The sequence below is a fragment of the Winogradskyella schleiferi genome (genome assembly GCF_013394655.1).
GTDB lineage: Bacteria > Bacteroidota > Bacteroidia > Flavobacteriales > Flavobacteriaceae > Winogradskyella > Winogradskyella schleiferi.
This window is the reverse complement of sequence record NZ_CP053351.1, coordinates 3,481,354-3,504,374: the sequence shown is the minus strand read 5'-3', so window position 1 is coordinate 3,504,374 and position 23,021 is coordinate 3,481,354. Positions and strand designations below refer to the sequence as shown.

At 36.4% G+C, this 23,021-nt stretch carries 16 protein-coding genes; 6 read left to right on the top strand and 10 right to left on the bottom strand.

The features are described from left to right. Nucleotides 1-26: 26 nt before the first annotated feature. Complete coding sequence (gene nadE, locus HM990_RS15230) at nt 27-815, top strand: NAD(+) synthase (protein WP_178989990.1); 789 nt, start codon at nt 27-29, stop codon at nt 813-815. Nucleotides 816-949: 134 nt separating this feature from the next. Next, the gene (locus tag HM990_RS15225; RefSeq protein ID WP_178989987.1) at nt 950-1,579 is read left to right on the top strand and encodes a response regulator; all 630 of its coding nucleotides are present in this window, start codon (nt 950-952) and stop codon (nt 1,577-1,579) included. Nucleotides 1,580-1,583: 4 nt separating this feature from the next. Here the strand turns inward: HM990_RS15225 and dnaG are convergent, their stop codons facing one another. After that, the gene (gene dnaG / locus HM990_RS15220; protein WP_178992029.1) at nt 1,584-3,548 is read right to left on the bottom strand and encodes a DNA primase; all 1,965 of its coding nucleotides are present in this window, start codon (nt 3,546-3,548) and stop codon (nt 1,584-1,586) included. A gap of 215 nt (nt 3,549-3,763) precedes the next feature. Between dnaG and HM990_RS15215 the strand changes: the two genes are divergently transcribed. Next, complete coding sequence (locus HM990_RS15215; RefSeq protein WP_178989985.1) at nt 3,764-4,090, top strand: DMT family transporter; 327 nt, start codon at nt 3,764-3,766, stop codon at nt 4,088-4,090. Nucleotides 4,091-4,150: 60 nt separating this feature from the next. On the opposite strand, the gene HM990_RS15210 is transcribed toward HM990_RS15215, so the two are convergent. From HM990_RS15210 to HM990_RS15180, 7 genes are all read right to left on the bottom strand, one after another. Continuing rightward, nucleotides 4,151-4,342, bottom strand: coding sequence for a cold-shock protein (locus HM990_RS15210; protein WP_020895249.1), 192 nt, complete (start codon nt 4,340-4,342; stop codon nt 4,151-4,153). Between the two features lie 137 nt (nt 4,343-4,479). After that, a complete protein-coding gene (locus tag HM990_RS15205; protein ID WP_178989982.1) occupies nt 4,480-6,156 on the bottom strand; it encodes a SulP family inorganic anion transporter in 1,677 nt (558 codons plus the stop codon). A 119-nt stretch (nt 6,157-6,275) separates the two neighbouring features. Further along, the gene (locus HM990_RS15200; RefSeq protein WP_178992027.1) at nt 6,276-6,833 is read right to left on the bottom strand and encodes a DUF4136 domain-containing protein; all 558 of its coding nucleotides are present in this window, start codon (nt 6,831-6,833) and stop codon (nt 6,276-6,278) included. A 28-nt stretch (nt 6,834-6,861) separates the two neighbouring features. Beyond that, complete coding sequence (locus HM990_RS15195; protein ID WP_178989980.1) at nt 6,862-8,910, bottom strand: urocanate hydratase; 2,049 nt, start codon at nt 8,908-8,910, stop codon at nt 6,862-6,864. Further along, nucleotides 8,910-9,095 carry a DUF5522 domain-containing protein gene (locus tag HM990_RS15190; RefSeq protein WP_178989978.1) on the bottom strand — a complete coding sequence of 62 codons (186 nt, stop codon included), beginning with the start codon at nt 9,093-9,095 and terminating at the stop codon, nt 8,910-8,912. Before HM990_RS15190 ends, HM990_RS15195 begins: the two co-directional genes overlap by 1 nt. A 433-nt stretch (nt 9,096-9,528) precedes the next feature. Beyond that, nucleotides 9,529-13,974, bottom strand: coding sequence for a CUB domain-containing protein (locus tag HM990_RS15185; protein ID WP_178989976.1), 4,446 nt, complete (start codon nt 13,972-13,974; stop codon nt 9,529-9,531). 408 nt (nt 13,975-14,382) lie between these two features. After that, nucleotides 14,383-18,816, bottom strand: a complete 4,434-nt coding sequence (locus tag HM990_RS15180) for a fibronectin type III domain-containing protein (RefSeq protein ID WP_178989974.1) — start codon at nt 18,814-18,816, stop codon at nt 14,383-14,385. A gap of 218 nt (nt 18,817-19,034) precedes the next feature. Here HM990_RS15180 and HM990_RS15175 point away from each other — a divergent pair, with 218 nt between their 5' ends. Genes HM990_RS15175 through hemL form a run of 3 tightly spaced genes read left to right on the top strand, consistent with a single transcriptional unit; the run spans nt 19,035 to nt 22,069 of the window. Beyond that, on the top strand, nt 19,035-19,955 hold the full coding sequence (locus HM990_RS15175) for a 1-aminocyclopropane-1-carboxylate deaminase/D-cysteine desulfhydrase (protein WP_229719279.1): 921 nt from the start codon (nt 19,035-19,037) through the stop codon (nt 19,953-19,955). 5 nt (nt 19,956-19,960) lie between these two features. Further along, a complete protein-coding gene (locus HM990_RS15170) occupies nt 19,961-20,779 on the top strand; it encodes a glucosaminidase domain-containing protein (protein WP_178989972.1) in 819 nt (272 codons plus the stop codon). A gap of 3 nt (nt 20,780-20,782) precedes the next feature. Beyond that, complete coding sequence (gene hemL, locus HM990_RS15165; RefSeq protein WP_178989970.1) at nt 20,783-22,069, top strand: glutamate-1-semialdehyde 2,1-aminomutase; 1,287 nt, start codon at nt 20,783-20,785, stop codon at nt 22,067-22,069. A gap of 32 nt (nt 22,070-22,101) precedes the next feature. On the opposite strand, the gene HM990_RS15160 is transcribed toward hemL, so the two are convergent. Both HM990_RS15160 and HM990_RS15155 read right to left on the bottom strand, forming a co-directional pair. Continuing rightward, nucleotides 22,102-22,437 carry a hypothetical protein gene (locus tag HM990_RS15160; protein WP_178989969.1) on the bottom strand — a complete coding sequence of 112 codons (336 nt, stop codon included), beginning with the start codon at nt 22,435-22,437 and terminating at the stop codon, nt 22,102-22,104. Between the two features lie 103 nt (nt 22,438-22,540). Further along, nucleotides 22,541-22,984: a hypothetical protein gene (locus HM990_RS15155; RefSeq protein ID WP_178989967.1), complete on the bottom strand. Its 444-nt coding sequence runs from the start codon at nt 22,982-22,984 to the stop codon at nt 22,541-22,543. Between the last annotated feature and the right edge of the window lie 37 nt (nt 22,985-23,021).

Below are 23,021 nucleotides of genomic sequence, written 5' to 3'. Positions count from 1 at the left end.
AGTTCTAAAATAAAAAATTAAAAATTATGCAAACGGAAAAGGTAATAAATCATATTGTAGATTGGTTAAAAGATTATGCCACAAAAGCTGGGGTCAATGGTTTTGTTATTGGTATTTCAGGCGGAATTGATTCTGCTGTAACGTCCACACTCTGTGCGAAAACAGGCTTAGATCTTTTGTGTATTGAAATGCCCATCCATCAGGCCCCAAGTCATGTCACTAGAGCCCAAGAACACATTGCACAATTAAAAGAGCGTTTTCCTAATGTAAAAGACACGGTTGTTGATTTGACACCTGTGTTTGAAGAATTTAAAACCGAAGTTAGTTTAGAAGGTAAACAAACTACGGTTGATATGGCTTTGGCAAATACTAGAGCCCGTTTGCGAATGACTACCTTGTATTATCACGCTGGTCTGTTAGGCTTGTTAGTCGCTGGAACTGGCAACAAAGTTGAAGACTTTGGTGTTGGATTTTATACGAAATATGGAGATGGAGGAGTCGATTTGAGTCCGATTGCAGATTTATTAAAGTCTGAAGTTTACCAAATTGGAGCCTATTTAAAAGTGCCAGAATCTATTATGAAAGCGGCTCCTAGTGATGGTTTATTTGGAGATGCACGAAGTGACGAGGATCAAATTGGCGCATCTTATCCAGAATTGGAATGGGCTATGCAAATGAAAGATGAAGGTAAAACAGTTGAAGATTTTGAAGGAAGACAACGTAAAGCCTTTGAAATTTTTATGCGTTACAATACCTCAAACAAACACAAAATGACTCCAATACCGATTTGCGAAATTCCCAACAAATTAAAATAATATTTGCATTTTAGCAAATAATGTTACTAATTTATTTAATTTTTGATTATTTTTGTTTAACAAATCTCCACTGTTGTATTCAATTGCGCCTTTAATTATACATAACCCTAACCAAAAACCAAAATACAATTGTCATGATAAACATTTTGATTGTTGACAGTCATCCAATCGTTAGAACTGGATTAGAATTATTTTTAAATAGTAAACCAGATTTTAAAGTTATAGGCAGTTTAGGCAGTGGAATTGAGATATTTGAATTCGTGAGACGTCATAAAGTTGATGTTATTATATCTGAAATCGATTTACCAGAGCTTAATGGTATTACTGCGCTAAGAGCTATTAAAAAAGAAAATAAATCTGTAAATGTGTTGATGTTTAGCCATCAGCCAGAAGAAATTTATGCCATTAGTACGCTTAAAGCCGGAGCGTCGGGTTATTTGAATAAATCAGCTAGTGTTGAAGAACTAGAAGCTGCTGTGCGTAAAATCAGTACTGGAGAAACGTCACTAAGTGAAAAAATGGACAAACATTTTCGCTATGAAGATACACGCAAGAGTAGGAGCAGAATGTTCAAAAAGCTTTCAACTAGAGAAGTTGAAGTTTTAAAATTACTTTCCATTGGCCGTAAGAACAAAGAAATAGCTCAAGAGTTAGACATTAATGAAAAAACTGTGAGCACGTATAAAGCGCGTTTGTTTAAGAAACTTAATGTGACTAACATTGTAGATTTAATTCATCAGGCTAAGCATCATAACTTGGCATAAGCATTTAGCCAACAACTTTACCTAATTTACGGGACAATAACATTTTAAGACCCACATAGTCTTTCACATCTTCTATGATGGAACGTGTGTCGGCATTTTCGTTTAATGTTTCGTTTTTATATTCCGCTACTTTTTTATCGATAAGATGACAACGCAAACTCAATATGGTTTGACTTACCAATTGTGAAATAGAATCTTTTTTTTCTTTTGGGATAATCTGGTTACGTTGCCAATCATGTAAGTTATAGCGTTCATCCTCCATTAAAATACTGGTTACTGTACTTGCGGCATCTTGATCGAGTTGATTGACGAAGTTTTTAGTCGAAAAATTTTCATCTTGATTCAATTTATCAATAATGGAGTAGTAGAGGACCTTGAATTGTGGGTTAGAAAACTGCATTTCATCTTCCTGAAGGTCTAAGTATATTTTTTCGAAGACGCGTGTTTCGTGTTTTGTGGGTTCTAAAACCAGTTCGCCGGTGGACTCTTCTTCTGTTAGTATTAAATCCTCGAACTGTTCCGTTCTGTCACCATACAACATTAAAATTTCTATGATTTTGCGTTCCAATTCAAATTGAACATCAACTTTTTGCTTCGTTTGAGGTTCATTTTTTACAACTTGAAACGCTTTTTGATCCTGTTTAAAGGTTTTATTGGCATCTTGAGATTCTTTCTTATTGATCTGTGCTAAAGTGCTGAACAATACGTTTTCACTAATATCCATGATTCGTGCACACTCTTGGATATAAATTTCGCGTTTTATCTGGTCAGGGATTTTGGCAATACTATTGACGATTTCGCGAATAGTCTCGGCTTTTTTTATAGGATCATTATCCGCTTCTTTAACTAATAAAGATGCTTTAAACTGAATAAAATCCTTAGCATTATCATTGAGATATGCAGTTAGTTCTTCTAAAGTATTCGATTTTGAAAAACTATCGGGATCTTCGCCATCAGGAAACGTGCAAATCTTCACGTTTACGCCTTGTTCCAAAATTAAATCAATACCTCTAATAGATGCTCTTATTCCTGCAGCATCGCCATCAAAGAGAACGGTGATATTATTGGTGAGCCTGTTGATTAATCGGATTTGATCTGCAGATAAAGCAGTTCCTGAAGAGGACACCACATTTTTTATTCCAGTTTGATGAAACTGAATGACATCAGTATAGCCTTCTACCAAATAACAATTGTCTTCTTTAGCAATGCTTTGCTTGGCATGAAACAAGCCATAAAGCACTTTACTTTTATGGTAGATTTCGCTTTCGGGTGAGTTGAGGTATTTAGCCGCTTTTTTATCGTTGACCAAAATACGACCACCAAAACCGAGTATACGCCCACTCATACTGTGAATAGGAAACATCACTCTGCCTTTAAATCTATCGAATCGTTTGTCGCCTTTAACAATAGTTAAACCGGTCTGTTCCAGAAATTCCAGTTTATAGCCTTTGCCTAAGGCATCATCTGTAAAGGCTTGCCACTCGTCTAACGAATAGCCTAACTGAAACTTTTTAATGGTTTCTTCAGAGAACCCTCGTTCCTTAAAATAACTTAGTCCTATGGCTTTACCTTGATTGGTATGATGTAATACTTTCTGAAAATAGGTATTTGCATATTCGCTAACCAAATACAAACTTTCCCTGGTATCCGCTTGTGCCTTTTCCTCGTCGGTTCGTTCGGTTTCTTCAATCTCAATATTATATTTTTTGGCAAGGTATTTTATGGCTTCAGGATAGGTAAAATGCTCGTGTTCCATCAAGAAGGTGACTGCATTTCCACCTTTGCCACTTGAGAAATCCTTCCATATTTGTTTTACGGGAGAGACCATAAAACTCGGGGAACGCTCTTCGCTAAAAGGACTTAAGCCTTTAAAGTTACTTCCTGATTTTTTAAGTTGAACAAAATCGCCAATAACCTCTTCGACGCGAGCGGTTTCAAAAACTTGTGCTATGGAATTTTGTGAGATCATAACATTCCCCATAAAAATGGGGATCTTTTATATTAAGATATTTGTGATTTAGAAGTTTCCCACTTAACTGAAACAAGTTCAGCATACAATCGTAAAAACTAACGGTAAATTTAAGATAAAGAAATTGTTTTAAAAATTAAACGTTGAAAGTAATTTGATAATCTCCTTAAAAACGGCGAACTTCGTTATTAGAACATTGAATAAATTTCAAAAATATGAACTGGATATTACTGATCATTGCAGGTTTATTCGAAATCGCTTTTGCAGCCTGTCTCGGAAAAGCAAAAGAATCAACAGGTCCTGAAACCACCTATTGGTACATTGGTTTTTTGTTGTGTTTGGCAATAAGCATGTATCTACTTGTCAAAGTAACGCAAGAATTACCTATTGGGACGGCTTATGCAGTTTGGACAGGAATTGGAGCTGTAGGTACTGTTCTCGTAGGAATATTTGTATTTAAGGAACCCGCTACGTTTTGGCGTTTATTTTTTATATCTACTTTAATTATGTCAATTGTGGGACTTAAATTCGTAGCAAATTGAACAAAAAAAACCTATCTAAAAAGATAGGTTTTATACTTAAAAAGATTGTAAGATATATAATTATATAACCTTTACATTTACTGCATTTAACCCTTTTTTTCCTTCTGCTAAATCGAATTCTACATTATCACCTTCTCTAATCTCATCGACTAAACCAGAAATATGTACAAAATGCTCTTTGTTGTTTCCTTCTTCTGTTATGAATCCAAAACCTTTAGAGTCATTAAAAAATTTTACTGTACCAGTACTCATATTAAAATATATTAAATTAAGTGGCAAAGATAGTTTAAATAGTTGAATGTCAATTATTTTAAGGCGCTTATTTTAAAAATCAATTAATAGTTGTTAACTATCTAAGGCTTAGTTTATAATTTAGCTTAAAATGACGATTAAACATCGTACTCAGATAATGGCTTCGTAAATTTTTCAGGATCAGCCGCTAAATGGTAACGAGGATCGTCAATGGCATCAATAATGACCTCCTTAAATTTTGGACTGGCTTTGTACATTAAAGCCTTGCAATCTTCACTTAAATGCTTCAGCTTAATCGATTTTCCTTCAGCTTCATATTTATTGACCAGATTAAAGATAGCTTCCATTGCAGAATGATCACTCACACGAGACTCAACAAAGTCAATTTCAACTTTGTCAGGATCGTTTTTAGCATCGAATTTTGAATTGAAATTCTGAATGGATCCAAAAAATAATGGGCCCCAAATTTCGTAGGTTTTTGTGCCATCTGGCTGCATACGTTTTCGAGCTCTAATCATAGTCGCATTTTTCCACGCAAAAACTAATGCCGAAATGATAACGCCAGCAATAACGGCAATGGCTAAATCTTGCCATACCGTAATTGCCGAAACGGCTATTAATACAATAGCATCTGATAATGGTATTTTTCTTATGACTCTAAAACTACTCCAAGCAAATGTACCAATAACCACCATAAACATAACACCTACCAATGCTGCAATTGGAATTTGCTCAATTAAAGGCGCACCAAATAAAACAAAGCAGAGTAGGGCAATTGCTGCCACAGCGCCAGACAGTCTACCGCGACCACCGGAATCTACGTTGATAATGGATTGCCCAATCATGGCACAGCCTCCCATACCACCAAAAAGGCCGTTCAACATGTTAGCGCCACCTTGGGCTATACATTCCCTGTTGCCGTTTCCTCGTGTTTCGGTCATTTCATCTATGAGGTTCAAGGTCATTAGTGATTCAATTAAACCAACGGCTGCTAAAATAAAAGCGGTAGAGAGGATTAAGCTCCAATGTCCAGAAAGTGTGTTGAATAAGCCAAATATTTGATCTTGAAAAGTAGGAAGTCCGCCTTCTAATCCTTCGCCACCACCTTCAGCTATAAAAGAACCCACTGTACTTACTTCAATATGTCCAAAAATAGTAATACATGCTACTACAATGATGGCGATTAAAGCAGCTGGAATTTTCTTAGTCAATTTAGGCAAACCATACATGATTCCCATGGTCAACCCAATAAATCCCATCATTTTCCAGAATATTGCATTAGAAAAAAGAGCAGAAAACCATGCTGATGTGTTATCTAAAAAGGAAATATCTTTTGGAACCGCATTAGGAAACAAGCCTAATTGCGATAGGAAAATAACAATGGCCAATCCATTAACAAAACCCATCATCACAGGATGAGGTATTAGGCGCACAAATTTTCCAAGTTTAAAAACTCCTGCGAGAATTTGAATGCCACCTACAAATAGTAAGGTGATAAAAAGCCATTGCAAACCAAGGTTTTCAATAGGATTTTCAAGATTTAAGCCAACTTCATTTCCTTTTTGGATAAGATGCACCATAACAACTGCCATCGCTCCCGTAGCCCCAGAGATCATTCCTGGTCGTCCTCCGAAAAGGGCCGTTACAATACCCATCATAAATGCACCGTATAGTCCAACTAATGGATCTACGCCAGCTACAAATGCAAAAGCTACGGCCTCTGGTACTAACGCTAAAGCCACAGTTAATCCTGAAAGAATATCATTCTTTGGGTTTTGTGTAAAGTTTTTTCGGGTTTGTTGACCTAGTATCATAATATATGCTCTTAAAAGTCGGCAAAGATATAGTATTTAGATTTAAACACTATGCGAATGATAGAAACAAAAAGAGCATCGATTAATCGATGCTCTTTTTGTTGTAATTCAATTGTATATTATTGTGCTGGTGGAAATTGCTCCATTGTTTTAGATACAAATTCTTTGATTCTCGCTTCTTTCTTGTCAACATTTCTAGTTACCAAATAACCAGTACCAGAACCTTGCCAGACTAATTCTTTTTTATTGGCGTCTATAAAATCAATAAATAGCATTCCTTCAGTTGTAGTGGAAACATTGTTTCCTCCCCAACCCATACCAGGACCCCAGCCCCAACCCCATCGGTTGAAACCTCCCCAGCCCCAAGCACCAGCGCCCCAAGAATTGTTGTAGATATCAACACGTTGGTTCGATTTTGTAAAAATGCTCACTAGCATATCAGGATTTTCAGATTTTGTCATACCCTTTGCCATGAGCTCTGCTTCAATTGCTCTAAGGATTCTGCGCTTATCTATGTCATTAATTTCTGCTTTATCAATTCCTGGCTTAAAAAACGCAAAAGTTTTATAAGTATCAAAATTGGCTTCTCTATCATAATCCGCTGCAACTTTAACTGAGCTACATGATGAGAGCACCACCAATAAAAGTAGTGCAGGTAAAATTTTAAGTGGTTTCATTAATTGTTTCATATCGCTTTTTTTTTAATTATAAATATTCTAATAAATCATCATCCACATAATTTGGCAAGGTTACTTTTAAGTTAGGTTCTGATGCCATAGCACGTTTTATCGCAAATATGGCTCCTTCATTTCTCGCCCAACTGCGTCTTGAAATTCCGTTGTTAACGTCCCAAAACAGCATTTGTTTTAACCGGTTTGATGCCTCTTTAGTACCATCAAGAACCATACCAAAACCACCATTAATTACTTCTCCCCAACCAACACCTCCGCCGTTATGAATACTGACCCAAGTTGCGCCTCTAAAACTATCTCCAATAACATTGTGGATCGCCATATCTGCCGTAAAACGTGAGCCATCATAAATATTACTCGTTTCTCGGTATGGCGAATCGGTACCTGAAACATCGTGATGATCTCTACCTAAAATTACCGTTCCAATTTCATTATCTGCAATGGCTTGGTTAAAGGCTTCTGCTATTTTCATTCGGCCTTCGGCATCTGCATAAAGGATTCTGGCTTGTGAACCTACGACGAGTTTGTTTTCTTGTGCGCCTTTAATCCATTGAATATTGTCTGCCATTTGCTGCTGAATTTCTTCAGGCGAATTCTTTTTGATATCCTCTAAAACTTGGCAAGCAATCTCATCAGTTTTTGTTAAATCTTCTGGTTTTCCCGAAGCGCAAACCCAACGGAATGGCCCAAAACCATAATCAAAACACATAGGTCCCATAATATCCTGGACATAACTAGGATATGCCCATCTCTCGGTCTCTTCCCCAAGGGAAGAGAGGGTAGATTTGCTAACAAAATTTCCTGTTGAATCTTTGTAAATGGCAGCTCCTGCACGTGATGCTTCGAGTAGAAAGGCATTTCCATAATCAAAGAAATAAGTACCTTTTGCGGTGTGTTTATTAATCGCATCCGCATGACGACGTAAAGTTTCTTGAACTTTTTCTTTAAATAATTCGGGTTGACTTGCCATCATTTCATTAGCCTCTTCAAAAGACATGTCAACTGGATAGTAACCTCCTGCCCATGGATTATGAAGCGATGTTTGATCGCTTCCTAAGTCGATATGGATATTAGCTTCATCAAATTTTTCCCATACATCCACTATGTTTCCTAAGTAAGCAATGGAAATGGTTTCTTTTTCAGCTTTAGCTTTATTTACTCTTACAACAAGATGATCTAAATCGGTAATTTTTTCGTCAATCCAACCTTGATCTATTCGAACTTGTGTGATTTTAGGATTGACTTCTGCACAAACTGTGATACAACCCGCAATATTTCCAGCTTTAGGTTGGGCACCAGACATGCCTCCTAATCCTGAAGTTACAAATAAATTCCCTTTGGGCTCTTTGTTAATTTTCCTGAAACCATTTAGAACCGTTATTGTTGTACCATGTACAATGCCTTGTGGCCCAATATACATATAGCTTCCAGCTGTCATTTGACCATATTGCGTCACACCAAGAGCGTTGAATTTTTCCCAATCATCTGGTTTGGAATAGTTAGGAATCATCATGCCATTTGTGACGACAACCCTTGGTGCTTGTTTGTGAGAAGGAAACAATCCCATAGGATGACCAGAATACATCACTAAGGTTTGCTGGTCATTCATTTCCGCCAGATATTTCATGGTTAAGCGGTATTGTGCCCAATTTGAAAACACAGCACCATTCCCACCATAAGTAATCAATTCGTGCGGATGTTGTGCTACGGCATGATCCAAATTATTCTGAATCATCAGCATAATGGCTGCGGCTTGTTTAGATTTTGCAGGATATGCTGAAATTGGACGTGCATACATTTTATAATCGGGTCTTAAGCGATACATGTAAATACGACCATAAGTATCCAATTCATTCTTAAATTCTGGCAATAAGGTTTTGTGATGTTTTTTGTCAAAATAACGTAAGGCATTTTTTAAGGCTAATTTTTCTTCCTCTTCAGATAGAATAGCTTTACGTTTAGGAGCGTGATTTATTGAAACATCAAAAGGTTTAGGCTCTGGTAAACTATTAGGAATACCAGCTAGTATTTGATCTTTGAATGATAACGTTGTAGTCTGCATTACTTTTTTTTAAAATTATTGTTGCCTGTACTCAGCGAACCCGAAGGATTGAAATCATATGGACAATGTCTGCAACCGCTTTCGCAACAATACCCTCGTTTTAAATGGTATTGTTCCGTAAAGCAACGGTAACCTTCTGGTGTTAGATAGAAGTCTCCGTCTTCAATTGGGACGTATTTTTTCATATATAACAAAGATAATGTAAATTCGAGAAAGAATTCCTTGCCATTGTCAAGGTTTCCATTCTGCAGTCATTCTCATGAAAATGAGAATGGTTTGATTTTTGAAACGAACAGGTTATGATCTTAATTTCTAAATATATGGTGCCGAAAGGGTATTTGGGTTTAACAATTTTTCCTTTTATGTTTTTAAAGTTTCAGGGGTTGAAGGAAAACAAGGTATTGATAAATCATGAAAAAATCCATTTAAGACAGCAACTTGAATTACTCATAGTGCCGTTCTTTATCCTTTATATAGTTGAATTTTCGATTCGATTGATTAAGTATAAAAATTGGCAATTGGCCTACAGAAATATTTCCTTTGAACGGGAAGCTTATAAAAACGAAAAAAACCTTGACTATTTAAATTCAAGGCCTTTGTTTGCGTTTGTAAATTATTTTAGAAAATTAGCTTAGCTATTTTTTGTTGGCCATCGACTAATTTTATTTTTAAGAATAAGGTTGCTGTTTTTGGGCTGATACCTTCAATTGAATAATGACTATGGTTGATTGAGGTATTGGTAAAAAGATCTCTGCCTAATAGATCGTAAACCTGAATGGACTTAATAGTTTCAAAATCAGATTTAACTACAATTTGATCCTCTTTCTTAAATACTTTGATGCCGTTTAAAGTATCTATATCTTTTACACCAAGTGTATTTGTTGTATATCTTAGGATAAATCGATCTTCTATTTCGCCGATTTCACTTGTAAATATGTAGGGAGCGTTATTAAGATTATGTATCATTCCTGTGACGAGATCTTCAATATAAATTTGTTGGTCTGTTTCATGGAATAATCCGTCTAATGTATTAATGGCTATGGTCTGTATGCCGGCTTGGGTAATATTAATGCCTAGTGGAACCGTATCTGAATCTACAAATGGTGTTTGTCTGCCTTGAATAATATAGGCATCATCATTTATTATGGAATAAAGGTTCAAACCATCGCCTCTAGTGATTTTGGCATCAAACATTCTATCTTTCAGATTTGTTGCACCATCAATATATCCGACCAGTGCGGTGTTGGTACCTCCAGAAGGATTAATGTAGTCTAACCAAATTCTATGTTTGGTATCTGAGTCTTCATCAGATGTGGTTGTGTTTCTAAAGAATTGATCATTTCTATAATCGAAATTCCGCATGCTGTTTTCAAAAGTTACCACTTGACTAGGTAATCCTGTATCTAACATTAATACAAAAAAGCCTTGTCCTGCACCAATAAAACCTTTATAAGTTTCTGGAATTGAATTTCCCGTGGCATTAACGGCCAGGTAATCCGCTCCGCTGTAAGAATAAGCAAATTCATCATAAAAAGATTGCCCGTTTCCAGTACCAATATCCGTACCATGGGTCCATATATAAGCGGTACCATCTACATTGGTATTGGCTGTTAAAAAGTCTATGCAATGTAAGGCGGAAGGGTATGGATTTCCTATTAAATTCCAGTTGTCATCGTCACTAGTTACGGTAAGTGTTGCAGACCCATTTGGAATATACGTATAGGGAGTACCAGTATACGTTCCTCTTTCAATAGATTGAGTGATGAAGCCGTTGTTTGGTGTTCCTGAAAAGGTTGCTGTGTAAGGAGCAGGTGTGCCACCATGTCCAGTAGGCCCTTTTACAATATAGCCTTTACCTATAGCCATGATTCCTGTGTTGGTACTTTGCCAATCTCCATAATCGTTAGGGACAAAATCTGGTGCAGGTCCAGGAAAACGAGTACCTACTGTTGGTAGCCATCTATATTTATATCCATTGGGAGTTCCTGGTGAAATAGCTTCAATATTAAAAGCCGTTACAGGTGACGACCAGTACACGTAATCGTTTTCTATGATGTTGGCTGTTCTTTGCATCGTAAATGCACCATCAACTGTGTTAGCCACATTGTCTATTTGTATTAAACTCGCACTATCTTCCATCTCATAGGTGCCACCAGTACTAACTAAAATGTTGTTCACTACAGTAAGCGTGGAATTCGATTCTTGATTTAGAATGCCGCCAGCATTAATAGTTAAATTTAGACTGGTTCCATTATCACCTGAGTAAAGTATTGGGTTATTCAAAGTATTAGGTATAAGCACACAATCTGTAGCAGAGGGTATAGTACCACCGGACCAATTGCCAGCATTCATCCAATCAACAGGGTCAGTATTAGGAGCTGTTGTATCTCCACCAATCCAAGTTTTAAGGTCTATAATGACATCTACGGTATCCGTACAGCTATTCGAAGTGTCAGTAGCCGTATAAGTTGTGGTGCTATTAGGGGTTGCAAATACAGTTTCGGCAAATCCACCTGAATATACTGTTGTCAATGATGCATCGGTAAATAAATCTGTAAGTGGAGACCAAGTAATTTGTCCGCCAGATGGAGGTCCATCTCCAGTAACCAATACATTGTCTATTGCCCAATTAAAAAAGCCATATGGCATTCCGGTCATTCGAAATCGAATTTGTAATGTTGTCCCGGATAAAGTGGATAAATCAATGTTTGGGATGTTTGGACCTACATCTCCAGTTGGTGTCATTGAACTTTGTCCAATCCATGGGCCACTATCTAAAGATGTTTCAATAAAAATTGAATAAGGATAATTCGTAAAATCAAAATCTTCTAAAAATTGATAATAACTTAATTCCAAGTTTGTAATTCCATTTATGGTTATTACTGGGCTTGTTAAACTCCATGTTCCGTTACTATTTCGATTTCCTCTTAACCAAGCCAAAATAAATTCATTAGCATCACCACCAGCATTTGATGAATTGCTAACATACCATTCTGTATTATTAGGACCATTGTCGATAGTCCAACCCGAAGGCGTACCAAAAGCCTCAAAATTCTCAGAAAAAACAACGTTGTCACTCACAGAAAGTTCTGTGTATATAGGGTTACATGAAGCTCCATTTGGAATGTCCCTAATGGATAGATTACATGGCGACGTGCTGCATGTAATGTCTGCTGCCCAACCGGCTCGATTTTGACTATTATTACTATTAAACACAAAAGTTAATGCACCAGACGCATCTGATGAAGTAAAAGGCCCAAGGGTTATATTTCCAAAATAGACACCTAAAGAAGGATATGTAGCATCTGGACCATCAAAAACCTCAAGATTATCTGGAGATAATCTAGTATTAAACGATGTAAATGTAGCTGTAACAACATCACCAGGATTATCTGGAAAAAAGGTTGTAGTTACATCATTTTGATTATTAGAATAATTTCCACCCTGTCCACCATCATCATAAAAAGTTGTGCCGCATGAACTCAGCGGATCAACACAAGTTATTTCAATATCCCAACCTGAAGACACATTGCTGACATCACTGGAAAAAACAAATGTTAAAGCACCTGAGGCATGTGTAGATGTAAACGAGGTTGGAATAGTGGTGCCAGTATATGAACCAATTAAAGTACCATACTGATTTGGACCATCAACTACGTACAATATGTCGAAACCATTTTCTACGTTAAAAGTATTAACCGTTGCAGTAACCAAGTCACCTGGAGTATCTGGGTAAAATGTATTAATATTATATTGATTGTTAGCGTAATTTCCAGAGCTACCTCCTGTATCATAAAAGGTTATTCCGCAATCGGAAGTTGGGATGGCACAAGTAACGTCTGCGGACCAACCAGGATAATTGCCAATATTATCACTAGAGAAAAGAAATGTTAATGCACCTGTTGGATGCGTTGATGTAATTGAGCTTAAAGCCAATTCATTGCCCCAGAATGTTCCAATTAAAGAACTTGCTAATGTATTTGGGCCATCATAAACATTCATATAATCAAAAATAAATTCAATATCAAATGAATTAAAGGTAACAGTAATCACTTCGCCAGCCGAATCAGGGTAAAACGTTGTGATATTATATTCATCATATGAGTAGTTGCTTCCAATGCCTCCACTATCTGTAAATGTAGTTCCACAAACTGGAATCGGTGGAGGTTCCGTACAGGTGACGTCGGCATCCCATCCTGAAGCAACACCAGAGGCGTTGCTATTAAAAACAAAGGTTAATGCGCCAGAGGGATCTGTCGACGTGAATGGGCCAGGGATTGAGGTACCTGAATATGTTCCTACTAAAGTCGTTGCGGTATCTCCATCATAGACGGCAAGTGTGTCACCTGCGTCTGCTAAATCAAAAGAATTAAAAGTCACGGTTACTATACCTCCAGCAACATCAGGGAAAATCGTAGTGGTGTCGTTTACTTCATTATTAGCGTAATCAGAAGTTTGTCCTGCGTTGTCATAAAAGCCCGATCCGCAAATAGGAATACCGCTACAACTTGTAGAACCTGTTCCAAACGTTTGTTGAATAGAAATATTCCCTGGAATATCATCATAATTAGTAATTAGAACGATATAGATTTCTCCAGCCATGGCATTAGTGATACTCAAATTTTCTATTGGAGCGGGATCATAACTACAATCTACTATATTGTCACTTGCGTAAGGATAGAAAGTTGGATCAATAGTATTGTCTGGACATGCTGTTGGAGTACATGGTACTAAATTAATAGCTGCGTCAGCTGCAGCAATAGACGCGAAAGGTCCCCAAGCAATGAAATCTACATCTATTGGTGTACCACCTAGATCCGTTTGTGATATAGTAAAAACCAAATCACCTGGACGATCTGTTTCCAAAAAATAATAGGCGGCATTTGGTATACTGCCTAAGCAACCAACTGTAGTTAGATTAGGTGACCCAGTTATATTGTTAAATACCAATTCTCCACCACCCGAACAAAAGGCTTCTGCATTAGCGACAGAATCTCCTTGTGCGTTTAACTTGGCTACTATTAAAACTGTAAATAGGACTAACGAAAGTAATTTTTTCATCATACTTATATAATAAGGGAATAAATATGAATATAATTTACAATATATCAATTAGTTAGAATGATATGATTGCCCGCTTTTCGACTAAGCACATAATTTGAACGCTAAAATCACTTTTTTACCTTTTGAAATGAGCTCATTCTTTTTAAAAATCAGTAAGTTAAGCGTAGTTATTGTGTTGGTTATTGATGAAAATCTAACTTTAATAATGGCGACTTGAAATTCACTTTTTTTCCTATTAATTAAGTCCAATCTAAACATAAGAATTTATATCCCTTGAATGGAGTACGTATGTTAGTAATTGGTCTATGGAAATATAACTATTGAAGGAGCAGTGTATAAAAAAAGAAAAAGACCTTGATTTCAAATAGTCAAGGTCTTTCTAATAAAATTAAATATATAACTTATAATCTAAATGATCAATTTTTTAGTTTTAGTAACGCCATTATCAAGGGTGACGGTAACCACATAAGTTCCACGACTAAGATTATGAGTTTCGTAGCTGTAATTTGCGCTCTCAACTTTTAGGTTTTTATGAATTACACGACCAGTGATATCAAACAATTCAAATGTTTTAATCGTCTCTCTTGTAGATGTGGCCTCAATGGTATTATTGTGGTTTCTAATCGTTAAATTCATTAATGCCTCCTGATCCTTAATGCTTAAGGTTTCGGAAGTAAACCTAAGTAGGAAACGATCGTCAAATGCGCCTTGATCTGATGTGAACACATAAGGGTTAGCTCTTAAATCGTGAATCAAATTCATCATTGTATCTTCTAAATAAATACCTTGATTTGTTAAGTCAAATACACCATCTAAATTATTGATTCCAATGGTTAATTGTCCTTGTGCAGGTGCTTTATAGCCAAGAGGAATCACATCCGTATCTTCAAAAGGTAAAGCACGTCCGTTAATAGCCAATTTATTGTCCTTGATAGGATCTTCTACAATTGAATAGAATTGATAGTTGGTATCGTTTAATAGATGACCATCATATAATCTGTCAATAGCGTCGGTTGCACCAGTGGCATAACCAATCAGCACCGATAATGCTGTATTGTTTTCATCTATTAAATCTAACCAGATTCTATGTTTTTCGTTGGCTTCAAATTCACCATTTGTAGCAGAGCTGGCCGATCTATAGAATCCACTGTTGTCATAAACGCCTCTCATGGAATTATTAAAGACAATTCCTGTGGATTGCGAAGCGGTGTGGAGTAACTGTACAAAAAAGCCTTGACCAGCAGCAATGTAATCACTAAAGCCAAAAGGTGTTGAGCCTAAACTATTGGCGCTTAAATAATCATTGGCCGTATAATTATATTGGTAACCTTCATAAAAAGGGTCTGTTGTTGAAGTGCTTGGAGCCGAGTTATGTCTCCAAAAATACAACGTACCATCAATGTCTGGATTTGCGGCCGTAAAATCTGCCAATGATATCGCTGAAGGATATGGGTTTCCTATTAAATTCCAATTATCATCTTCTGCGGTTGCTATATTTCCTATACCTGCATAATTAGCACCATTATAAGTCCCCCTTTTAATAACATGCGTTATCTGTCCATTGTTTAATTTACCTTCAAATTGTGCAATGTCAGGTATTAAAGTGCCTCCTAAATCTCTAATGGCATAACCTTGTCCAATGTTCATGTTACCAGATATTGTGGTCCATTCTCCGTGATTTCCAGCGGTACCGTTATTTACGGTTGGTATCCATTCGTATCTGCCACCAGTTGAGGTGCTTGGGGAAATATCGGACACGTCAAATATTTCAACAGGTGATGACCAATACACATAGTCATAAGTATTTAACCCTGTAACCTCTCTTTGGACTTTTGCAGTACCAGTATTTTCATTGGTGGCGACATCGAGAACCTGAATTAGATTTGCACTATCCCTAATTTCGAACTCACCGTTGTTGTTTATAGTAATTTTATCTTCAATGGTGAGCGATGAATTGGATTGTTGTGTTAAAGTGGCACCATCTGCAATCTCTAAATTATAGCCCTTACCTTTAATTACTCCGTTAATAATGGGGTTATTTAAAGTAGGAGGAATAAAAACACAGTTAGTACTAACAGGTACACCAGATGGTGTCCAATTATTTGCGGTATCCCAGTTAGAATTGATTGAACCATTCCATATTTTCCGACCAGAAATAGTAACTGTTGTAGCATCTGTTGTTACCAGTGTTGGGCCATCACAAACATCATAAGAGACTTCTGCAATATAAGTGGTAGTATCAGAAGGTGTTACAGTAATTTGCCCATCGTTATCTGTGTCAATAATTTCATTGGCAACTGAAATAGAATTTTCGTACCATTTTAAACTCGTTATCGACGGTCCAGATGGTACAAATCTCCAAGCTTCTTCACTTACTGTCCAATTGGCGTCTAATGCATTTCTGTTAGGGGCAACAACACCTTCTGTGCCATCTCTCTGAAGTCCAATAACTGCATTACCATCGTTCCAGGTGCCATCGATATTTTTCTCCTTTATGTAAACCTCTATAATATTGGTGGCTTCATAAAATACCATCATTCCTGTATATATTATAGAATTATTTGCATACATTGGTACCTGATACCACGAAGCTACGAGCGCTTGGCAACCAGAGTCTAAGGTAATTAATTGGTATCCGATTTCGCCACCAACACTAGGATCCACATCATGGTGAGCCCCATAAATAGATGGTCCGAAATATCCGGCATCACTATTTGTGAAACTAGGTAAGCCTGTGGTAATTTCCCAACCAGAATAGGAATCAGCCAAACTTGTATCAAAAGATATGACGCCATTTGAACCGATCACACAAGAATCGTATGTAGTGCCATAAAAGCAAAAATCAAAAGGTAAATCTATAACGTCGGACCACCTGTCATCTATATTAACACTTACAGGATTTTCAAGACATCCATATTGAAATGGCGGATTATAATCAATGGTTTCAACATCATAACTTGATGTATCTCCTAATTCTAGGAATTGTGCTTCTAATGTTGTTGTATATGAATCGAAACAATTTAAGTTTACATCCAATCCATTTAATCCTGCGCCGCCTGCATCTACGGATGGACACCCTAAATCTGATGTTCCTAAGGCGTTAGATGTAGTACAGAATTCGAAAGTGGCGTTGTTTCCTAGTAAAGGATTTGAAAATAAATAATCCGGTCCACCACTACAGTTGTCGTTAAAAGCGAATATAAAGAAATAATAGGTTGTGTTCGGAGAAAGGGAAGATAACTCAAATGTTGTGGTGTAATCATTACCGATAACTCTATTATCTTGATAAATAATTGCTCCGCCAACATAATATGGTTGTCCATCATTAATTGTAGGTATATTTCCACTTGTATTATAAACGACCAAAAAACCATCTGCAGTACTTGGTGCAGGTGTGAAATTCATAATCATAGAGGTTTCAGTCGTACTATTGAAGGTCATATTAGAAGGTGGGTCAATAGGTTCGGTACAAGGGGGGTTAGGAGCCACGTTTAAAATATAATCTTCTGCTTCCCCTCCAAAACCACTAATACTGCATGAGCTTGGCGTAGTGTCATTCCAATCTGCAACTATACGCAAACGGTAACTACCTAAAGCGGTTCCATTTGGGATTGTAAAGGTATCACTAATTGGGTCGCCGTAAAAGCCACTCAGGTAAACCTCTTCCCCTGTATCTGTAAAATCGCCATCGTCATTGAAATCTACCCAAATACCAAAGCCATGGGTGCCACCTTGAAAGTTTGCAGTAAAATCGATATCTAAACCAGCCTCTTGAGTCACAAAATTAGAAGTAAAATCACCATAACCATCAGTCGAAAAACCAGAATTGTTATTGGTAATATTAGCCGTGCCTCCTGTTGTAGAAAAATCATCAATATATCTACTGGTATTAGTACTGCTAGGCGTACAATAGAGTTCTGTTGTTTCATTGCCAATTAAAGGAGAGCTCGTTAGATAATCTGGTCCACCACTACAGTTGTCATTAAATGCGAATACAAAGAAATAATAGGTTGTGTTTGGAGAAAGGGAAGATAACTCAAATGTTGTGGTGTAATCATTACCGATAACTCTATTATCTTGATAAATAATTGCTCCGCCAACATAATATGGTTGTCCATCATTAATTGTAGGTGTATTTCCACTTGTATTATAAACTACCAAAAAATTATCTGCTGTACTAGGAGCAGGTGTGAAATTAACCGTCATTGAACTCTCAGTTGTATTACTAAAAATTAGATTAGAGGGTTGGCTGGTTGGTTCAATACAAGGGGTACTGCCACCAGTAATATTGATGTCGTCTATATATACATAATCTCCATTACCACTAGCATCACAACGAATCCTGAATCTTGAGTTTGTACTGAAGGTATATGCACCTGAAGTTAATGTTATCGACTCCGAATAAAGCGTATCATTATTAAAGTGAGTTCCTCTTATATAGTTCGCTATTGTTGAGTAACCACTCCCATCATTATACTCTACAAAGAAATTTTCTCCATTTTCCATACTTACTGGATAAAATAGAAAACTAAAAGTTACCGAAGAATAGGATGTTAAATCAATAGTATTGCTAAATGTGGATGAGTTGGTTCCACTGTCGTCTCTCAGTCTTACCGTATCATTACCATTGATATATCCATTATTGTCTAAGTTACAATCATTTCCTCCATCGTTCCAATTTCCCCAGCCAGATTCAAAATCATCAAATTGAGGTAGTTGCGCATGAACCAAGCTGCTCGTGAACAGCAAGGCTATAAATAATAATAAAACAAAAGGCTGTTTGTCGAATATTAAACAATTGTTAAATAGACGAAATAACGGAGAATGTAGTTTATTCTTCATAATAAGTAGGTTTTAGATGAGGGGAAATCTAAAAGGATATACGTAATTTGTTCTATATCGATTTTATTTAGGGCTCAAATATTCGTCAAGTGTAGTGAATAAAAACTAAAAATAATAATTTTTTATCGATAAAACGACTAAAAACATCGATAAATTACTTTAAATATGAATTTACTTACAAATATTGAGATCAATTAATTAAATTGAGTTGCCTATTTTTGCAAAAAAAAAAATTGCTCAATTTTCAAAATCTTAATCAAAACCTGTCAATTGAAAATTCTTCAGTAAATATTACCATTAAGCGAGAGGATTTAATTCATGCCTTCATTTCTGGAAATAAGTACCGAAAATTAAAATATAATATAGAGGAGGCCAAACGGCTTGAAGCAACATCATTATTAACGTTTGGTGGTGCATTTTCAAATCATATTGCCGCAGTTGCTTATGCAGGAAAAGCAAATGGATTCAAAACTATTGGTGTTATAAGAGGTAAGGAGCTGGGTGCAAAACAAGAATTAAACCCAACGTTACTATTTGCAAAGACTCGTGGCATGCATCTTGAGTTTATTTCTAGGGAATCGTACAGAAAGAAAACCAGTGACGATTTTATAGGAAAATTAAAAAAACGTTTTGACGATTTTTACTTACTTCCAGAAGGTGGAACTAATGATTTAGCCGTTAAAGGTTGCGAAGAGATTTTACAAACAGATGATTTTAATTTTGATTATATCTGTTGCGCCGTAGGAACTGGTGGTACAATTTCAGGAATAATCAATGCTGCGCAAAGCCATCAGAGCATATTGGGTTTTCCTGCTTTGAAAGGTGAATCTTTACAACAAGATATTCGTAAATTTGCAAACCAAGACCATTGGGATTTAATAACGGATTACCATTTTGGCGGTTATGGTAAAATAAAGCCTGAATTGATTGCGTTTATAAACAGATTTAAGAAAGATTATGGTATTCCATTAGATCCTATTTATACAGGCAAAATGGTATTTGGTGTATTTGATTTAATTGAAAAGGGATTTTTTCCAAAGGATTCAAAAATATTGGTCATACACACTGGAGGTCTGCAAGGTATCGCTGGAGTTAATGCCATGTTGAAACGTAAAAATCAACCTTTAATAGAAGTGTAAATAAAATGAAGTTTAGATATATAATCATATTAATAGTGTTGTCTGCACTTAGTTGTGGTCCCAAAAAGGGTATTGTAACTAAGAAGAAAAACGAAAGTAAAAATAAAACGGTCGTTGTGAAGGAGCGAGAAGAAAACACAGAAAAACCTGTTGAAAAGTCGAACGATCCACCGAGCACTGTAGATCTTTATATTGCGCTTTATGCAGATATAGCAAAAGACAAAATGCGAACGCATAAAATTCCGGCGAGTATTACACTGGCTCAAGGTGTTTTGGAATCTGGTGTTGGTCGAGGACGATTAGCGGTAAAGGCGAATAATCATTTTGGCATTAAATGTCATGGTTGGAAAGGCGCTAAAATTTATCACGATGATGATCGCTCCCAAGAATGTTTCAGAAAATACCCAAAAGCGGAGATGTCTTATGAGGATCATTCAGAATTCTTAACAGGACGTAGTCGTTATGCCAGTTTGTTCCAATTAAAACCAGATGATTATAAAGGCTGGGCCAAAGGCTTGAGGGCTGCAGGTTATGCTACCGATAGAAAATATCCTCAAAAATTGATTGGTTTAATAGAGCGTTATCAACTTTATAAATATGATTATGAGGTTCTTGAAGGAACAGCATCTAAAACCGCAAGAAAATCAACTACAATAATCGAAGGAAATAGAAAATCAGTCACAAAAAAACATACGGTTACAAAAGGTGATACTTTATATTCCCTTTCTAGATTATATAAAACTACCGTTGACGCCATTAAGGCGGAAAACAATTTAAAATCAAATAACCTAACTATAGGTCAACAACTTATTATTCCTAATTAATTTATGTTATATCAAAGAAGTAGTGCATTGTTTAAAGAAGCGCAAAAGGTTATTCCTGGAGGCGTAAATTCGCCCGTAAGGGCATTCAATGCCGTTGGAGGCACTCCAATTTTTGCAAAATCAGCCAAAGGTGCATATGTTTATGACGAAGATGGAAATCGTTTTATAGATTATATAAATTCTTGGGGACCAATGTTATTAGGTCATGCATTTCCTCCTGTTGTGGATGCCGTAATTGAAAAAACAAAACAAGGTACCTCGTTTGGAATGCCAACAGCCATTGAAACCGAAATTGCGGAATTGGCCGTTTCCATGGTGCCAAATATTGATAAAATTAGGTTTGTGAATTCTGGGACAGAAGCTTGTATGAGTGCCATTCGATTGGCAAGAGGATTTACAAAAAAAGACAAAATCATTAAATTCGCTGGCTGTTATCATGGTCATAGCGATTCGTTTCTAATCGCTGCAGGAAGTGGTGCCATTACTTTTGGGACACCAAATAGTCCTGGAGTAACCCAAGGAACGGCGAAGGATACCTTATTGGCGAGATATAATGATATCGATAATGTAAAGAAACTCGTTGCATCCAATAAAAACGAAATCGCCGCTATTATTATTGAGCCTGTTGCAGGAAACATGGGATGTATTCCGCCTGTCGATGGTTTTCTTGAAGGGTTGAGAACCTTATGCGATGACCATAATATCTTATTGATATTTGATGAGGTAATGACTGGTTTTAGACTGGCCAAAGGTGGCGTGCAAGAGCTAAAGAATGTCGATGCAGATATTGTTTGTTTTGGTAAGGTCGTTGGTGGAGGCTTGCCAGTAGGCGCCTTTGCTGCTCGAAATGAAATTATGGATTATTTAGCACCAATAGGGCCTGTTTATCAGGCTGGAACATTGAGCGGGAATCCTTTGGCGATGGCAGCAGGTTTGGCCATGCTTAAAACAATTAATTCAGATAAAGGATTGATGAATAGGCTAGAAGAGAAAACGAAATATCTTCACGACGGTATTTCGGATGCGTTGAATAAAAATAATATAGCACATACCATCAACAGAATTGGTTCTATGATATCTGTTCATTTTTCTGAAACAGCAGTAGTAGATTTTGATTCAGCTGCCAAAGGAAATAATGAAACCTTTAAGACATTCTTTCATGGTATGCTGAACGAAGGCATTTATATTGCGCCGAGTGCTTTTGAAACTTGGTTTATAACCGATGCGTTAACTTATGAGGATTTGAATACTACGATTTCGGCAGTAGAAACAATAGCCAAAACATTGTAATAAAAAAGCCTCGCAGTGCGAGGCTTTTTATTTTATCTTTTTAAATTATACGTCTTGAAAAGTTCGTATTGCTCTTTCGATAAAGCTTCTTTAATTGTTTCGTTATATACTTTTTCCAATTTTTCGATAGATTCATCATTCAATTTACCTTCGTAAAGTGCTTTTGAAGCGCTATAAATTTGATTACGTTGAGTTTTATTAGCTTTAACAAAATCGCAAACTGCCGACACGTGTTGGCGCATGTCTTGTTTTGAGCTGAAGGTTTTAGTTTTGATCTGTGTATTGTCTACCGTTTGTTGTGCCATTACTGAGTTCGACCCAACAAGAAGCGCAAAAACAAATAAACATAGCGTAAATACTTTTTTCATTTTGGATTGTTTAATTAAATTCAGGTACTAAAGTAATCATTTTATTCAACAAAATAAAAAAGTATCGGAGAACCGATACTTTTTATTGAATAAGAAGTTTGAACTAATCTTTTTTACTGCGCTTTCCTCTTTTTCCTTGTTTTTTAGGTTTCATTTTCTCAAACTTGGCATATTGATCTTCAGTTAAGATTTTTTTCATTTCTCGCTTCATTTCTATTTGCGCGTCCAATCTTTGATTATGCATCTTTAGCATTTCTTCCTTAGATGGTTTTTCTCTTTTTTCGCCATCTTCTATTTTAAGAGCAGCTCTTTTACTTTGTCTCGTTTCGGCCTGTTCTAAAATCAGTTTATGCACTTGCTTTTGTTGCGCATCCGTAAGATCTAATTCTAGGGTTAGGTGTTTTGATTTTAAATCTGCAATTTCAGAAGGAGTCATATCTTTTCTCAACTCGGTCCTATTTTCTCTGTCCATTTTTTTATTTTCCTTTCGTTGAGCGAAACCGTTCAGGCTCACAAGGGCTAGGGCAATAATTACTAATTTTTTCATCTTTTTATAATTTATGTTATACTGGTTTAGACAGATG

Bases quoted from the DNA above. Each gene is read 5' to 3' on its own strand.
- nadE (WP_178989990.1), top strand. From the start codon at position 27: ATGCAAACGGAAAAGGTAATAAATCATATTGTAGATTGGTTAAAAGAT.
- HM990_RS15225 (WP_178989987.1), top strand. From the start codon at position 950: ATGATAAACATTTTGATTGTTGACAGTCATCCAATCGTTAGAACTGGA.
- dnaG (WP_178992029.1), bottom strand. From the start codon at position 3,548: ATGATCTCACAAAATTCCATAGCACAAGTTTTTGAAACCGCTCGCGTC.
- HM990_RS15215 (WP_178989985.1), top strand. From the start codon at position 3,764: ATGAACTGGATATTACTGATCATTGCAGGTTTATTCGAAATCGCTTTT.
- HM990_RS15210 (WP_020895249.1), bottom strand. From the start codon at position 4,342: ATGAGTACTGGTACAGTAAAATTTTTTAATGACTCTAAAGGTTTTGGA.
- HM990_RS15205 (WP_178989982.1), bottom strand. From the start codon at position 6,156: ATGATACTAGGTCAACAAACCCGAAAAAACTTTACACAAAACCCAAAG.
- HM990_RS15200 (WP_178992027.1), bottom strand. From the start codon at position 6,833: ATGAAACCACTTAAAATTTTACCTGCACTACTTTTATTGGTGGTGCTC.
- HM990_RS15195 (WP_178989980.1), bottom strand. From the start codon at position 8,910: ATGCAGACTACAACGTTATCATTCAAAGATCAAATACTAGCTGGTATT.
- HM990_RS15190 (WP_178989978.1), bottom strand. From the start codon at position 9,095: ATGAAAAAATACGTCCCAATTGAAGACGGAGACTTCTATCTAACACCA.
- HM990_RS15185 (WP_178989976.1), bottom strand. From the start codon at position 13,974: ATGATGAAAAAATTACTTTCGTTAGTCCTATTTACAGTTTTAATAGTA.
- HM990_RS15180 (WP_178989974.1), bottom strand. From the start codon at position 18,816: ATGAAGAATAAACTACATTCTCCGTTATTTCGTCTATTTAACAATTGT.
- HM990_RS15170 (WP_178989972.1), top strand. From the start codon at position 19,961: ATGAAGTTTAGATATATAATCATATTAATAGTGTTGTCTGCACTTAGT.
- hemL (WP_178989970.1), top strand. From the start codon at position 20,783: ATGTTATATCAAAGAAGTAGTGCATTGTTTAAAGAAGCGCAAAAGGTT.
- HM990_RS15160 (WP_178989969.1), bottom strand. From the start codon at position 22,437: ATGAAAAAAGTATTTACGCTATGTTTATTTGTTTTTGCGCTTCTTGTT.
- HM990_RS15155 (WP_178989967.1), bottom strand. From the start codon at position 22,984: ATGAAAAAATTAGTAATTATTGCCCTAGCCCTTGTGAGCCTGAACGGT.